At 41.3% G+C, this 14,170-nt stretch carries 14 protein-coding genes; 6 read left to right on the top strand and 8 right to left on the bottom strand.

Annotated features, from left to right (window positions below; all coding sequences use genetic code 11):
* Window positions 1-87 precede the first annotated feature (87 nt).
* The gene (ftsH2, locus tag PL11201_RS01830) at window positions 88-1,971 is read right to left on the bottom strand and encodes an ATP-dependent zinc metalloprotease FtsH2 (protein ID WP_079676949.1); all 1,884 of its coding nucleotides are present in this window, start codon (window positions 1,969-1,971) and stop codon (window positions 88-90) included.
* A gap of 435 nt (window positions 1,972-2,406) precedes the next feature.
* Here ftsH2 and PL11201_RS01825 point away from each other — a divergent pair, with 435 nt between their 5' ends.
* Complete coding sequence (locus PL11201_RS01825; RefSeq protein WP_079676948.1) at window positions 2,407-3,516, top strand: filament morphology actin-like protein FcmB; 1,110 nt, start codon at window positions 2,407-2,409, stop codon at window positions 3,514-3,516.
* Window positions 3,517-3,697: 181 nt separating this feature from the next.
* Window positions 3,698-4,276, top strand: coding sequence for a filament morphology membrane protein FcmC (locus tag PL11201_RS01820; RefSeq protein WP_144017644.1), 579 nt, complete (start codon window positions 3,698-3,700; stop codon window positions 4,274-4,276).
* 83 nt (window positions 4,277-4,359) lie between these two features.
* Here PL11201_RS01820 and rph read toward each other — a convergent pair whose 3' ends face one another.
* The 5 genes from rph to thyX all read right to left on the bottom strand — a co-directional run bounded on the left by rph (window position 4,360) and on the right by thyX (window position 7,652).
* Window positions 4,360-5,106, bottom strand: a complete 747-nt coding sequence (gene rph / locus PL11201_RS01815) for a ribonuclease PH (RefSeq protein ID WP_079676946.1) — start codon at window positions 5,104-5,106, stop codon at window positions 4,360-4,362.
* Window positions 5,107-5,155: 49 nt separating this feature from the next.
* Window positions 5,156-5,704 carry an adenylate kinase family protein gene (locus tag PL11201_RS01810; protein WP_079676945.1) on the bottom strand — a complete coding sequence of 183 codons (549 nt, stop codon included), beginning with the start codon at window positions 5,702-5,704 and terminating at the stop codon, window positions 5,156-5,158.
* A gap of 51 nt (window positions 5,705-5,755) precedes the next feature.
* Window positions 5,756-6,322: a deoxycytidylate deaminase gene (locus PL11201_RS01805; RefSeq protein WP_079676944.1), complete on the bottom strand. Its 567-nt coding sequence runs from the start codon at window positions 6,320-6,322 to the stop codon at window positions 5,756-5,758.
* Window positions 6,323-6,341: 19 nt separating this feature from the next.
* Window positions 6,342-6,788 (bottom strand): dUTP diphosphatase, encoded by a 447-nt coding sequence (gene dut, locus PL11201_RS01800; protein WP_079676943.1) that lies wholly within the window; start codon window positions 6,786-6,788, stop codon window positions 6,342-6,344.
* Between the two features lie 141 nt (window positions 6,789-6,929).
* Window positions 6,930-7,652, bottom strand: a complete 723-nt coding sequence (gene thyX, locus PL11201_RS01795; protein WP_079676942.1) for an FAD-dependent thymidylate synthase — start codon at window positions 7,650-7,652, stop codon at window positions 6,930-6,932.
* A gap of 111 nt (window positions 7,653-7,763) precedes the next feature.
* Here thyX and PL11201_RS01790 point away from each other — a divergent pair, with 111 nt between their 5' ends.
* The 3 genes from PL11201_RS01790 to PL11201_RS01780 all read left to right on the top strand — a co-directional run bounded on the left by PL11201_RS01790 (window position 7,764) and on the right by PL11201_RS01780 (window position 10,971).
* The gene (locus tag PL11201_RS01790; protein ID WP_079676941.1) at window positions 7,764-8,336 is read left to right on the top strand and encodes an HD domain-containing protein; all 573 of its coding nucleotides are present in this window, start codon (window positions 7,764-7,766) and stop codon (window positions 8,334-8,336) included.
* A 34-nt stretch (window positions 8,337-8,370) separates the two neighbouring features.
* Entirely contained in the window at window positions 8,371-9,519 is a 1,149-nt protein-coding gene (locus PL11201_RS01785; RefSeq protein ID WP_079676940.1) for an ABC transporter ATP-binding protein, read from the top strand.
* A 417-nt stretch (window positions 9,520-9,936) separates the two neighbouring features.
* Window positions 9,937-10,971, top strand: a complete 1,035-nt coding sequence (locus PL11201_RS01780; protein ID WP_079676939.1) for a phosphotransferase — start codon at window positions 9,937-9,939, stop codon at window positions 10,969-10,971.
* Window positions 10,972-10,984: 13 nt separating this feature from the next.
* Here the strand turns inward: PL11201_RS01780 and PL11201_RS01775 are convergent, their stop codons facing one another.
* Together PL11201_RS01775 and PL11201_RS01770 are read right to left on the bottom strand one after the other, a co-directional pair.
* Window positions 10,985-11,497, bottom strand: coding sequence for a hypothetical protein (locus PL11201_RS01775; protein ID WP_079676938.1), 513 nt, complete (start codon window positions 11,495-11,497; stop codon window positions 10,985-10,987).
* 24 nt (window positions 11,498-11,521) lie between these two features.
* Window positions 11,522-13,408 (bottom strand): ArsA family ATPase, encoded by a 1,887-nt coding sequence (locus PL11201_RS01770; RefSeq protein WP_200816677.1) that lies wholly within the window; start codon window positions 13,406-13,408, stop codon window positions 11,522-11,524.
* A gap of 486 nt (window positions 13,409-13,894) precedes the next feature.
* Between PL11201_RS01770 and PL11201_RS01765 the strand changes: the two genes are divergently transcribed.
* Window positions 13,895-14,149, top strand: coding sequence for a hypothetical protein (locus PL11201_RS01765; RefSeq protein WP_079676936.1), 255 nt, complete (start codon window positions 13,895-13,897; stop codon window positions 14,147-14,149).
* The last annotated feature ends 21 nt before the right edge of the window (window positions 14,150-14,170 follow it).

The raw sequence follows: 14,170 nt of genomic DNA, 5'->3' as shown, positions 1-14,170 counted from the left end.
AAAGGGCTTACTACGGGTGATAAAAAACAAGGGTAAGCAATTGCTTTACCCTTGTTAATTTTAAGTGAATTGTGACTGAAATTCAGATTAAATTACCGCAGCAAACCGTTCTTTTTCAGGAACTTCTGTGTACTCGGCGACAATTTGCCGAAATTCATCGCCGTCGATACTTTCTTTTTCAATTAAAAGATCGACTAAGCGATCAATCACGGCCCGGTTTTCCCGAATAATTTGGCAGGCTTGCTGATAGCAATGTTCGGCAATGCTGCGAATTTGACCATCAATGCGAGAGGCAATTTCATTAGAATATTCCGTGCGAGTCGCAAAGTCCCGACCGAGGAACACTTCCTGTTGAGATTCTAAGGACAATGGCCCTAAATCCGACATTCCGTAACGGGTGACCATCTGCCGTGCCATGCCCGCTACCTGTTGTAAATCGCCCCCAGCGCCCGTTGTAACTTCCGAATCGCCAAAAATGATATCTTCAGCCGCCCGACCGCCCAAGGCTCCGGTAATCCGGGCTAGGATTTGGGAACGGGAAATCAACCCTTGATCTTCATCGGGCATAAACCAGGTTAAACCCTGGGCTTGACCCCGGGGAATTAAGGTAACTTTCTGCACCGGATCATGCTCTTTAAGCAGGGTTCCGACGATCGCATGACCGACTTCGTGGTAAGCAATTAATCGTTTGCTCTTGCCATCAATTAAGGGCGTTCCTTCCATCCCGGCAATCACCCGATCCACCGCATCATCAATTTCGATCATGGTCATGCCTTCTTTGCGACGGCGGGCGGTTAAAATTGCCGCTTCGTTCAGCAAGTTGGCTAGGTCAGCCCCGGTGAACCCCGGAGTCCGACGGGCGATCGCTTCTAAGGACACTTCCTCGGAAATTTTCTTATTGCGGGCGTGCACTTCCAAGACCGCTAAACGGCCCTTAATATCCGGCGCGTCCACGGTAATTTGACGGTCAAACCGACCCGGACGTAGGAGGGCAGAGTCGAGAACATCCGGGCGGTTGGTCGCCGCAATAATAATAATTCCGGTATTGCCCTCAAACCCATCCATTTCCGTTAATAATTGGTTTAGGGTTTGTTCCCGTTCATCATTTCCCCCGCCAATTCCGGCCCCCCGTTGACGACCGACGGCATCAATTTCATCGATAAAAACGATACAAGGAGCGGTTTCCTTGGCTTTTTTGAACAGGTCACGCACCCGGGACGCGCCTACACCCACAAACATTTCCACAAATTCCGAACCGGAGATACTGAAAAAGGGAACTCCGGCTTCCCCTGCGATCGCTTTAGCTAATAAAGTTTTACCCGTCCCTGGAGGGCCGACTAATAACACCCCTTTAGGAATTCTCGCGCCGACGGCGGTAAACTTTTCCGGTTTTTTCAGGAAAGTAACGACTTCTTGCAATTCTTCTTTGGCTTCTTCTACCCCAGCCACATCATCAAATAAAACTCCGGTTTTGGCTTCCATTTGAAATTTAGCTTTGGACTTGCCAAAGTTCATGGCTTGACCCGGGCCACCTGGAACATTATTCGACCGACGGAACAGAAAAAATAGACCAGCAATTAATAAAATCGGGAAGATCAGATTTCCCAACAGTCCCCACAGCGCTCCATCATTCCGAGGAGGGTGGGTATCAAAACTAATTTGGGACTCTCTTAACCGGGCGATCAATTCCGGGGCGTTATTCGGTAAGTCCACCCGCAGTTTTTGCACTCGGTTATCCAGTTGGGGATCGATCGCATCCACAATAGCGGTGCGTCCGCCATCATACAGTTCTACACTGGTCACACGACCCGCATTCAAATAGTCTAAGAAACGACCATAGCTCATACGGGTGCTGGCGGTGTTTTTGCCCAATTCTGCGGGGGCTGTGGCAAAAGCCCCTTGCCAGACAAAAAACCCGATGACTAAGGCGGGTAAAGTCCAAAGAATTATGGTTTTCCAGGATGTTTTCATAAATTGCGTTGCCTATGGTGTGGAATATAGAATCTGTGATCGCTCTTTGTTATTCATAATCTTAACTAAATTTAACGTAATATTTCGGTATCAGGCAACTGACCTCCTTAAAATTGTGGTAATAGCTAGGGAAACCATAGAATAAAATCATGGGTGCATCCATAGGGCCTTCAACAAGATTTCCGGTAAGACCTGAATGTGGGCAGAAGACTCAAAAGTTGTTATTTTTGGTCATTAATGTGGTTTTCAATTGAGCACAACCCAGTAACTATAGTAATTACGGGGTTTACTAGACTCGGTTGCTTCTGTGGTTCTCTCCAGAAAGAACTCAAAATCCTAGATTTGACTGATTGTTGTCGGTTTCTTGAAAGTAGATAAAATGGGCAACAGATAAGGCATTATATATTTTGAATCTCCGTGAGGTAACATATTCCGATGCAAGGTGGTAACAAACAGCCCGGACAACCAGCCGCAGCAGCCGCAGCGGCTTCCATGCTGAGTCGGCAAACGCCGACAGCAGGCAAAAAAACGATTTTAAGTATTGATTTAGGACGGACATCGACAAAGGCTTCCACCAGTCGGAACCCAAATGAAGTCGTTTTCATTCCCTCCAATATCAAAGCACTGACAGTTGATACCGCTAGAGGCGGTGGCTTTGAGTCGAAAAATACCGATCCCCTTCTGGATATTTGGGTGGAATATCAAGGAACAGGTTATGCCGTGGGTCAACTGGCGGCTGACTTTGGAGCCAGTTTGTTTAAAGATGGTTCCGATTCTCCTTCCAAGGTTGATGATGCTTTAATTAAACTTTTTGCTTGTATCGGCTACTTCAAACTACAAGGCGAAATTGATGTGGTTCTAGGACTGCCTTTCTATTCTCAATCACAATTTGAGCAAGAGAAGGAACACATCACCCGTTTACTCAGTGGTGGCCACGAGATGCTCTATCGGGGCGAAAAGATCGCCGTCAATGTGACTACGGTTCGGATCATGCCCGAGGGCTATGGTAGTTTGATTTGGCTGGAAGCTCAGGGCGGCAAAGAAGTTCCCAATTTTGCTGATCTCTCTGTGGCGATTGTGGATGTTGGTCATCAAACCACCGATTTCTTAACGGTTGATCGCTTCCGTTTTGCCAGAGGGGTTTCCCAAAGTGATAACTTTGCTATGGGTAAATTCTATGAAGAAGTGGCGAGTAAAATTGAAGGCGCCGATAGTCAGTCTCTGTACTTACTTGAAGCGGTTCATAAACCCGCCGGAGAACGGTTATATCGTCCTCGGGGAGCCGTTAAACCTTTTAACTTAGATGATATTGTGCCGGAATTACGGAAAAATTTTGCCCGGGATTTATCCGATCGCGTTGTTAAATGGTTACCTGAACGGGTAACGGATGTGGTCGTGACCGGGGGCGGTGGCGAATTTTTCTGGGAAGATCTACAACCTCTGCTCAAAAACGCAGGTCTAAGAGCCCATTTAGTGCAACCTTCGCGTAAAGCTAATGCTTTAGGACAGTATGTCTATGGTGAAGCTCAGTTAACCCGACGTTAATTTTGTGAATTAAACCCGTCCTGAACTCAGTTCCACTGGGCAAGGGCGGGTTTAATTTTGGCTCTGGGGTATCCCGATTCTGATACACTAACAAAGGGTGAATCTGGTTAATATTGTTTGGATCAAAATTTTCCAGGCTCCAAACTCAATAATGGGATAACAGTAGGTCTGGACTTATATTATGCTGTGGGCAAATCGCAAACAAACTCAGTCGGTAACATTCACGGAAGATGCCGCAGATCAGACATTATTAGATGCTATTGAAAAGGAATTATCCCAGGCAAAGTATCAAACCTTTAGCAATCTTTGTAAACAAGCTCTGTGGCAATTTCTATTATTATCTAAATCTGAACCTACGCCCCCACCCCCACCGCCTGAGATTCCTAACCTGAATCCTCCTCAAGTTTTACCTGTTTTACCGAATTTACAGCCCCTTGAAGAACGGTTATCTGAAATTCACAATAAACTAACAGATTTAGAAAAAAAAGTCATAGTTGACGATGGAACTAAGACAGAAAAATTAGAGACTCAATTCCATCAGTTAACCGAACAAGTGAGTCAATTACAAACATCAATTAACCAAAAATTAGCTCAACTTGCTACGGGTTTAGAAACAGTTAAATCTCAACCTGTAATCATCATGGAGTCAAAACCTCCCCAACCCGAACCGGAACCAGAAACCGTCTCTCCCTCTCCAGAAGCGATGGCAGAAGCTGATCCTTTACTTAAACGTTTAGGTTCTTTATTGGATGATTTTTAGGAGAACAGGGAACAGGGAACAGGGAATAGGGAATAGGGAATAGGGAATAGGGAATAGGGAATAGGGAATGCACCGTTTGTTATTTATGATTCCTCACTTTTTAGGAGGATAAACTCTCCTAATATTTGACGTTGAGCCTCTAATAACTCTTTAATTCCTAGTTCGGCAAAATCTAAAATTTTATTGAGTTTTTCCCGGCTAAAACTACCGGATTCTGCGGTTCCTTGGATTTCAATAATTTCTAATTCTTCCGTCATCACTAAATTAAAATCAATATCGGCGGCTACATCTTCGGGATAATTCAAATCTAAATAGGGTTCTCCTGCTAATAATCCTACAGAAATGGCTGCAATTTGATGACAGATGGGTAATTGTTGCAGTTGCTCTTTTTCCACTAAGGAATTTAAGGCATCAACTAGCGCCACAAACCCCCCGGTAATCGCCGTGGTTCGGGTTCCAGCATCCGCTTGAATCACATCGGCATCAACGGTAATTGTAAATTCTCCTAATGCTTTTAAATCTAATGCGGCCCTTAAACTTCGTCCAATTAACCGTTGAATTTCTTGGGTTCTTCCTGATAATTTGAAAGATTCTCTGGGTTGACGTTGGGGTGTAGCCCCAGGTAACATTCGATATTCTGCGGTTAGCCATCCCTGTCCTGTATTCTGTAAAAATTTAGGCACTCCTGGCTCAATACTAACGGTACATAAGACTTTTGTATCTCCACTTTTTGCTAACACAGAACCAGGGGAAAAGCGAGTAAAATTTCGCTCAAAACTTACAGGACGAAGTTGATTAGGTTGTCTATTGTCAGGACGTTTCCACATAATTAATTAAAGGTAATTGTAGTAAGCCCTTCAGGGCTTTATCTATCTATTCTTACTTGAGACGTTGACAAATCTCTTGATAAATTTGTTCTGGAGATTGCTCCCCATTAATATCTAAAAGACGATTGGTGAGTTCATAATATTCTAAAATTGGCACAGTGCGTTGATAAAATAGTTCAATGCGACGTTCAATAATTCCCAGTTGGTCATCGGCTCGCGATCGCGCTAAAGAACGCCTTTTTAACACCATTTCTGGAACATTAAAATAAATCGCCCAATTTAACTTTTGTTCTAAATCTTCTAATAAAAAATCCAATTCTTCCGCCTGAAATGCGGTACGGGGATAACCGTCTAAAAGCCAACCTTGCCCCACATTTGGATCAAGCAATTGTTGACGGACAAATTGAATCATTATTTCATCTGGGACTAACTCGCCTTTTTCCACATAGGGTTTAGCTTGTTGGCCCAACTCTGTATCAGAAATGATCCTTTGTCTGAGAATCTGACCCATATCTAAGCAAGGAATACCCAAATCACTACACAACAATTTGGCTTGAGTTCCCTTTCCCGCTCCTGGGCCACCTAGAATCACCAGTCTCACAATATTTAGCTCCTCCGATGTTCAAGTTTGACCATTGTTTAAATTCTTGATTTAGTTTCCCCCCTTAACCATTCCAAAAACCGATGTTGGATTTAATAAAAATGAAGCCCCTTTTTGAGTAATTGCTTCACAAAGATGGATTTGTTTTAAGGTAACTAAGCCATCATTAATATATAAATCTCGTACCATCGCCTTGTCTCCAGAATTAAAAACCGTCTCATAAAAGACTTCCTTAATTCCTGTAGAAATAATTAATTTTAAACAGGAAATACAAGGTTCCAAGGTAACATAAATACTTCCCCCGTTACAACAAATTCCGTGTTTTGCCGCTTGGGCGATCGCATTGGCTTCTGCGTGAACCGCGCGGGACGGTAACACCGAACTCGCATCACAGGTGCTTAACCCTGGATAACAATAGCCCTGGGTAGTACAGTGAATGGAACCGGAAGGGGAACCATTATAACCCGTAGCCAGCATTTGTCGGTCTTTAACAATCACTGCACCCACGGGAAACACTAAACAGGTGGAGCGCGTTGCTACCAGTTTAGCCATCATCATAAAATACTCATCCCAGGTTGGTCGCAGGGGGGGTTGATAGTTTTCTGGTAAGTCTGCCATGCTAATAAAACCGTAAGAATTAGTAAGGTTTGTTGGAGATTAATCCCGTAGACCCAAATCCATTATCGCTTCTTTTTGTATCACTTAACTGTTGAACTTCTTCAATTTCAACCCGCAAAACGGGGGCGATCACCATTTGAGCAATTTTCATACCTTTTGTAATATTAAAGGATGTCTTGCCATGATTAATCAAAATCACGCCGATTTCTCCCCGATATCCGGCATCAATGGTTCCGGGGCTATTTAAAACGGTGATTTGATGTTTTAAGGCTAAACCACTTCTGGGTCGAATTTGGGCTTCTGTTCCTAGGGGTAATTCAATGGCAATTCCGGTGGAAATTAGTTGACTTGCTCCCGGATCAATAGTGGTATTAGCGATCGCAAATAAATCCAATCCCGCATCTCCAATATGGGCATATTGAGGTAAAATTGCGGCTTCATTCAGTTTTAAAATGTTTAATTTCATAAAGAGGGAACAGGGAACAGGGAACAGGGAACAGGGAACAGGTAATGGGTAATAAACTGGTACGGGCGGGTTTTTTTAGATCTTTGTTAATCACTTAAATCTTGATGAACCCGCCCCTACAACTGATAACTGATAACTGATTTACGGTGCAAGTCGAGCTTTTCCGAGTCGAGTTTGTTCATACCATTTAGCAATTTCTGGAACCCATTCTTGAGTATGGGGCCAAATTAAATCGCAGAGTTTTTGAATTTCTAACTGGGCATCTTTTTTAAAGCGTAAATCCAGAAAATGTAATAGGGCTCTTAAAGTAAAACTGACTACAAAATGTTGACGATAATCAAAGGGAACTTTTCCCCGGGCGTGTTCTTCAGACATTCCATTATCAATATCAATTTTATAGCGTTTTGCGGCTTCTAAACACCAGTTTAAATCCTGTTGACGTTGTTCAGGAGAATAGTAATATTTTTTGCCTTGGCGATCGCTATAATTTCCTACGGGTCTTAAATAAAACGCATCCTCAATATCCCTTTTTCCTTCGGCTACTGCTAATACTTTTCCTGAAGTATAGCGGTACGATTGACAATCAAAACTAATTCCTATTCTGTGAGTTCTAGCTTGCTGCATAACACTATGGGGAAAATAACCACAACCCAAGACAATTTGACAGTGTTCTAACGGCCCATAATGTCCCCTTTCTCCTGCTAATAAACGCTTAACAATCACTTCCCCACATTTTTCCTCCGACGGCCAAGCATCTTTTTCCTCTGCCACAAAAATATCCGTATAATCTTGGTGCATTGCCGCATAAATAACTTGCTGAGGGCAAGGAGTTTTAGCAATAACTTCTACACGAAATCGATCCATTTTTGACTACAACCAACTCAATTAAAAGTTTTAATATTTTAAGCCTTTAACATTAAAGCATTAAATGGATCAATTTGATATATTTTAGGATGAACAACAGAATTCGCAATTATGCTTTCCGACAAATTTACCGCCGCCTTAGTTTACGCCACCGAACTCCACGCCAACCAAATTCGTAAGGGTTCGGAGGTTCCCTATATTGCCCATCTGTTGGGAGTAGCCAGTATTGCCTTAGAATACGGGGCTAATGAGGAAGAAGCGATCGCAGCCCTTTTACATGATGCCATAGAAGATCAGGGCGGTGCTACCATTCGAGCCGAAATTCAACACCGATTTGGGGAAACCGTCGCCACAATTGTTCAAGGTTGTACCGATACCGATATTACTCCCAAACCTCCTTGGAGAGAACGAAAACAAGCCTATATTGACCATATTATTCACGCTTCGCCATCGGTGCGCTTAGTTTCGGCGGCGGATAAACTCTATAATGCTCAATCAATTGTCAAAGATTATCGTCAAATTGGGGAGGATTTATGGGAAAGATTTACGGGCAAAAAAGCAGGAACTCTATGGTACTATCGATCTTTAGTCCATGCCTTTCGTAAAGTCGATTCAACTCCTTTAGTTGAAGAATTAGATCGGGTTGTTTCTGAACTAGAACAGTTAGTTGAACAGAATCATTAACCCTAAAAAATTATTCTATTTTAATGGATTACTAATGGCAACCGTTCGTTTAGAAAATATCACCCGACGCTATCAGACCGCGATCGCAATTGAAAATATTAATTTAGAAATTCCCGACGGGGAATTCTGGGTATTGGTCGGGCCGTCCGGTTGTGGAAAATCAACAGTTTTAAGAACCATTGCCGGGTTAGAAACCGTAACCAGTGGCAATGTTTATATTGATAATTTGTTAGTTAATGAAATTCCAGCCCGTAAACGGGATGTGGCAATGGTCTTTCAAAATTATGCCCTGTATCCCCATCTTAGCGTGGCTGAAAATTTAGCCTTTGGTTTAAAAATGCGGGGAGTTGATCCGGTCAAAACCCAAGAAATAATTTTACAGGTCGCCCGATCTTTATCCATTGAACATTTATTAAATCGCAAACCCAAACAACTTTCTGGAGGACAACAACAACGGGTGGCATTAGGACGGGCGATCGCCCGGGAACCGAAAGTATTTCTATTAGATGAACCTCTCTCTAATTTAGATGCTCAACTGCGAGATGACACCCGAGCAGAACTCAAACAACTGCATCAGCGCTTAAAAATTACCACAATTTATGTTACCCATGATCAAGTCGAGGCGATGACTTTAGCCGATAAAATAGTCATTCTCCATCAAGGAAAAATTCAACAAATTGGTGATCCACAAACGGTTTATTCTCGCCCCAAAAATCGCATGGTCGCCACCTTTTTAGGCAATCCACCAATGAATATTTTACCCATTACCTATGGAAATAGTTTATTTTGGGTAGGGAATCAATCCTTAACTTGTCCTCCTGCAATTCGAGAAAAATTACAACCCCAAGACGGTCAGCAATTCGATTTAGGAATTCGTCCTGAACACATTCAATTCGTAAGTCCTTCAGGACTTCTTTCCAAATCCGATCAATTTGTTGATGATCTACAGCAAGATGTTTGGGCATTTGAAAAATCACCCCTGGAGGTAGAAATCAGTGTGATCGAACCCCTGGGACGAGAAATCTTAGTTCGTGCCCATATCCCCCAAACCGATCAATATTCTATTCAATTTCAAGTCCCCATTCACCATCGAATTCGTCCGGGCGATCACCTCACGGTCAAACTGGATTTTAACCAGATCTTAATTTTTGATTCCACCACAGGTCAGACTCTCTACCCCTAAACTATTTGTGGAGTGCGTCAGGGAAACTGCACGCGCCACAAAACCTTTGATTTTGTATCCTAATGAACTGAAATTCTTGACAAATTATGTTTTTTTGATTACCTTATAAATATAGATCTTTACATTAAAAAAATACTGGAACGTGATGCACAATTCTGGCAATTTAAAACCAGAAATCAGTAAAGAAAGATTAACAAATATTGACTTTTATTAAATTAGTGAAAGTTTTTAAACTCTGAATAAAAAATATTTTATTTTCCTGATTTTGAATCATACTGAATAACAAATCTCTAAATCTATCCAATCCGTAGGTTGTCTGGTGGGGAAAGCGGAATCGTTAACCATTGGGTTGTTTAATCCTCATCCTCATCCTCTATCCTACAAATCAGGAAAATTCCCCATCACCCTAAAACCAATATGATGCTTTTAAACCAACCTAATCTTCAGCAGAATGAGTCTGGAGTTAGAAGTCAATCCGATATTTTTCCGATTAGTTACTCGACCTTAGACATCAGAGCATTAATCACTCAAATTTTAAATCACTATCCCATTGATCCGATTGAAAAATGCAAATTTTGGCATCGAGGATTAAGTGATGTTTATTCGGTAAAAACTCAAACAACCCGCTATTTTTTGAGAATTTCCCATCAACATTGGCGCTGTCAGGATGAAATTAATTTTGAGGTGGAATTGCTGGATTTTTTGCATCAACATCAACTCCCCGTTGCTTATCCCATTAGAACAAAAGACGGACAATTATTTCTGGAAATTAATGCTCCTGAAGGAAAACGATATGCGGTGTTATTTGTCAATGCTCCCGGTCAAATTGCGATCGGAGATTTGAATGTTAGCCAAAGTTTAAAGTTAGGTGAAACCGTTGCTAAAATTCATCAAGTTTCTTTGAATTTCAAACCCCCTGTTCAACGTCAACCTTTAACCTTAGATTATTTATTAGAGAGTTCCTTAGTGGTGATCGCACCCTATTTAAAAAACAGATCCAAGGATTTAAACTATTTAGTAGAAGTTGTCTTTCAACTCGAAGCTCAACTGGAAAATTTACCTAAAATTCCTCCATTATGGGGGATTTGTTGGGGTGATCCCCATAGTGGGAATGCTCATTTCACCGCCGATAATCAAATTACCCTATTTGACTTTGATCAATGTGGATATGGGTGGCGATCTTTTGATATTGCTAAGTTTTTACAAGTCTCATTACAGTCGGGACTCAGTAAAAAAGTTCGTGAGGCTTTTGTACTCGGTTATGAAGAAATTAACCCCCTAATAGAACTAGAAAAAAGTCTGCTTCAAGGGTTAACTGAAACGGCTCATATTTGGGCTTGGGCGATTAGTATTATTAACGCGGAGCAGTTTAATTATAGCCGTTTAGATTCCTGCTATTTTACTCGACATTTAGAACAGTTGAAACGCTTACATTCTCCCGATTGGCAATAAAATTAGTTTACCATTAGTCGGGGAGAAATCCACAACTTATTTCAACAATGCGATCGCTGTTTAATTTAAAGGTGAGATATCTTCCTCCAGAAAATGAATATCCTAGAAATTGGTTTTCTCCATCAATATAAGGTTCTTTTTCTCCATAAACCTCTAATATTCGCTTGAGAGAATCTCCGACACGAACCTGATCAGGGGTTGCTAAACTGGGATCGGTCGTGGTTAAAACCGCAATTGTTTCGTCTCCCACTCCCACAATTAAATTAGGATAAACCAGTTGGCGATAGGTTTTATAGTTACCCGGAGGATATTTGCGAATTTGAAGCGGTGTTCCTAAAATATCTAATCTTGACGCTGAATCTCCTACACGAAATTGTCCTAAACCCAGTTCTTTTTCAGGCAAGGAATCAGCCCGACTCGCAGCAAGAATAAAAGGAATAGGGAGATCATTAGAACTAAAAACTAAACCTATGATTCCATTTATAAGAATCAGAATACTTAGCATGAATTTGAGATGGTTTTGCATAAAACTAAATCCCATAAATTGTGCTTAAAATATAATTTTAGCTGCGTCTTTAATTCTAACAATCGGTTCAACGGAACGGGAAAGATTAGGCAAAATAATTAAGGTTTGATCGGGAAATTGATCCGTTACTAATTCCTGTCCTAGTTCCCAGCGATTCTGAATAATAAAGCGTTGACTAATGCCCTTTTCTATTAAAGATTCCGTTAACCTTTTTGCTTCTGCTACAATCGCAATTTGTCCTTGAATCACGCCAATAAATTCAGTATAATTAGGATCTTGCAATTTTTTCTGAGCTTTAACAACCCGTTGACGTAAATTTCTTAAACGTCCCATAAATTCAGTTCTTCCTAACACATTCTGATATTTAATCCACAGTTTAAAAATCCACGCTAACCATTCACTCATCGCCGTTGGCATTTCTAAAAACCGTAATAAATGACCCGTAGGAGCCGTATCTAAAATTATTAAATCCAGTTCATGACTTTCCAATAAATCCATCACTTCTACTAAAGATAACATTTCATCAATTCCAGGTAAAGATTGAGACACAATTCGTCGCCACGCCTCCGGGCCATAAGCTAGTTTTAACATAGCATTGGGATCATCTTTCTCCCCACTCATCATTTCTGCGAGTTCCCAAAGATAGTCTTCCCGGAACTGATTTAAAACCTGATCAGCATCTATTTCTTGACCGAATAAATTGGGCGTAATTGCCATGGGTTCATGGCTTAATTTTAACCCAAAAGCATCTCCTAAAGAATGGGCTGGGTCAATAGAAACCATCTGAATTTTTTTATCAGAATATCGTTCAGCCATTTCCCAACCTATAGCAGCGGCAACAGTTGTTTTACCCACACCTCCTTTCCCACCAACAATAATTAACCGTCTATTTTCCTCGATAAAATCACTCAATTTGGCTAGGGGGGTAGAAAATTCTAAGGGTTGAGAAGGAATAAAAATTTGCTCCTCTAAATCTTCTGATATTATTAAAGGTTGGAGTTGGGAAAATAGGGTTTCTAAGGCTATGGTTCCCAAGGGTTCTGTCGAAAGTTCAGGAATAGTAAAAATAGGATGATGGTCTGAAATATCCTGAAATTGTTTGAGAAGTTTCTGCTGTTCCTGATACCGATCTAAATTTTGACTTTGAGAAACAAGATGATTAATGAATAACCCCCCAACCGGAATCTTTAAACCTTGGAGAGCCTCTAAAAAACGTTGGGTTTCTAACCAACTCATGGGTTCAGGAATAGCTACCACAAAACAAGCGGTTTTTTCTTGATTTTGAAGTCGAGATCTTCCAGAAGCCAGTTCTTCCTGCATTTCTTCTAAAAAAACATCCGCTTGATCCGATTGATAACGGCCAGTAAAAGATTGACTAATGGTGCGGTGTTTTTCTTGAAATAAGGTTAAAGAAGCCAATAAATTATCTAAAAAATCCATTAATTCTAAAAGGTTTAACGCATGACCACTGGGAGCCATATCCACCACAACTCGATCCACAACTTGGTCATGAAATAACCGTTGAATTTCTAATAATCCCATCAATTCATCGATTCCCGGCCAGTCTAAATCCCAAACCGGAGTTAAGTCTTCCCCTTCGACAAAACTGCCCCGTTCTACTAACAATTCTAAAACCGCACCATAACGAGTTTTAAACTTTGTTAATAAGGTTTCTGATTCTATAGCTCTAACTTTTAAATTAGGGAAATTTTTAATAACTTCAGCTTGATCAGTCACGGGAATTTGTAAGACATCCCCCAAGGAATGGGCGGGATCAGTGGAAATCAGTAAAATTTGTTCCTTCGGAAATTTTTTCGCCCAATTGAGGGCAAACCCACAGGAAAGGGTGGTCTTTCCCACACCCCCTTTTCCACTCAATAAAGCTAGACTAAGAGTATTAGAATTAAACATCAAATTTGTGATAAATTAACCGGAGTTTGCTATATTTATATTGTAGCCCTCCACCTAAAGCCCCAAACCCATCGACCTAAACAGATTTAAGCCTGGAAACCCTTGGAATAGAATAGATCAGTTGATTTGAAATCTTCAGCCCTTGTGTCAGTTGCCAAAGTGTTATAGCCTTTGCAGAAAGTCCAGCCCCCGATCTCCCATAACAACAGGTTGAACCGTTGATCAAACAGACTAGACACTTGAGACTCCCCCAACCATCTTAATCTCAAACCCTTTGAAATCAACTGAGAATTAAACTGTCACACCAATCAAGCATGAAGTCGTCGTAGATTTTAGATAATTAAAGAGTCACCAGCAAGTTTCAACCCCAGGGAACAGACTAAATCAATGGATGAGTCTAAATATGAAGTCAGAACTCAGTACCCCGCCTTTCCCTAGATCAAGCCATCAATCACTAACTTAGAAATCAATTAGGAGCTAAATACTATGTTGACCAACCCGAGAAAAAAATATACTTTGATCCTGGCATTATCCTTAGCGGGCGTACTCAATGCTACCCCCGGTTTTGCCAACCCACAAGGGGTAAGTTCTAGTCATTTGAGAGTTGAACCCTTGAGTCCTGGGTCAATAAAGTATACCCCCAATCATAAATCCATATTGACTCACCCAGAACAAAGACGCACTTCTGAATGTATCGACAATGGTTTATGCTATAGAACCGAACAAGTCACACCGGAATAGGTATGGCTTTGAGTTATGATG

Source organism: Planktothrix sp. PCC 11201, from assembly GCF_900009135.1.
Classification (GTDB): Bacteria; Cyanobacteriota; Cyanobacteriia; order Cyanobacteriales; family Microcoleaceae; genus Planktothrix.
Note: the sequence above shows the minus strand (reverse complement) of the source record. Positions and strands in the feature narration are given on the sequence as shown.

Bases quoted from the DNA above. Each gene is read 5' to 3' on its own strand.
- PL11201_RS01820 (WP_144017644.1), top strand. From the start codon at position 3,698: ATGCTGTGGGCAAATCGCAAACAAACTCAGTCGGTAACATTCACGGAA.
- dut (WP_079676943.1), bottom strand. From the start codon at position 6,788: ATGAAATTAAACATTTTAAAACTGAATGAAGCCGCAATTTTACCTCAA.
- PL11201_RS01805 (WP_079676944.1), bottom strand. From the start codon at position 6,322: ATGGCAGACTTACCAGAAAACTATCAACCCCCCCTGCGACCAACCTGG.
- PL11201_RS01770 (WP_200816677.1), bottom strand. From the start codon at position 13,408: ATGTTTAATTCTAATACTCTTAGTCTAGCTTTATTGAGTGGAAAAGGG.
- PL11201_RS01780 (WP_079676939.1), top strand. From the start codon at position 9,937: ATGATGCTTTTAAACCAACCTAATCTTCAGCAGAATGAGTCTGGAGTT.
- PL11201_RS01775 (WP_079676938.1), bottom strand. From the start codon at position 11,497: ATGCAAAACCATCTCAAATTCATGCTAAGTATTCTGATTCTTATAAAT.
- thyX (WP_079676942.1), bottom strand. From the start codon at position 7,652: ATGGATCGATTTCGTGTAGAAGTTATTGCTAAAACTCCTTGCCCTCAG.
- PL11201_RS01765 (WP_079676936.1), top strand. From the start codon at position 13,895: ATGTTGACCAACCCGAGAAAAAAATATACTTTGATCCTGGCATTATCC.
- PL11201_RS01785 (WP_079676940.1), top strand. From the start codon at position 8,371: ATGGCAACCGTTCGTTTAGAAAATATCACCCGACGCTATCAGACCGCG.
- PL11201_RS01825 (WP_079676948.1), top strand. From the start codon at position 2,407: ATGCAAGGTGGTAACAAACAGCCCGGACAACCAGCCGCAGCAGCCGCA.
- ftsH2 (WP_079676949.1), bottom strand. From the start codon at position 1,971: ATGAAAACATCCTGGAAAACCATAATTCTTTGGACTTTACCCGCCTTA.
- PL11201_RS01790 (WP_079676941.1), top strand. From the start codon at position 7,764: ATGCTTTCCGACAAATTTACCGCCGCCTTAGTTTACGCCACCGAACTC.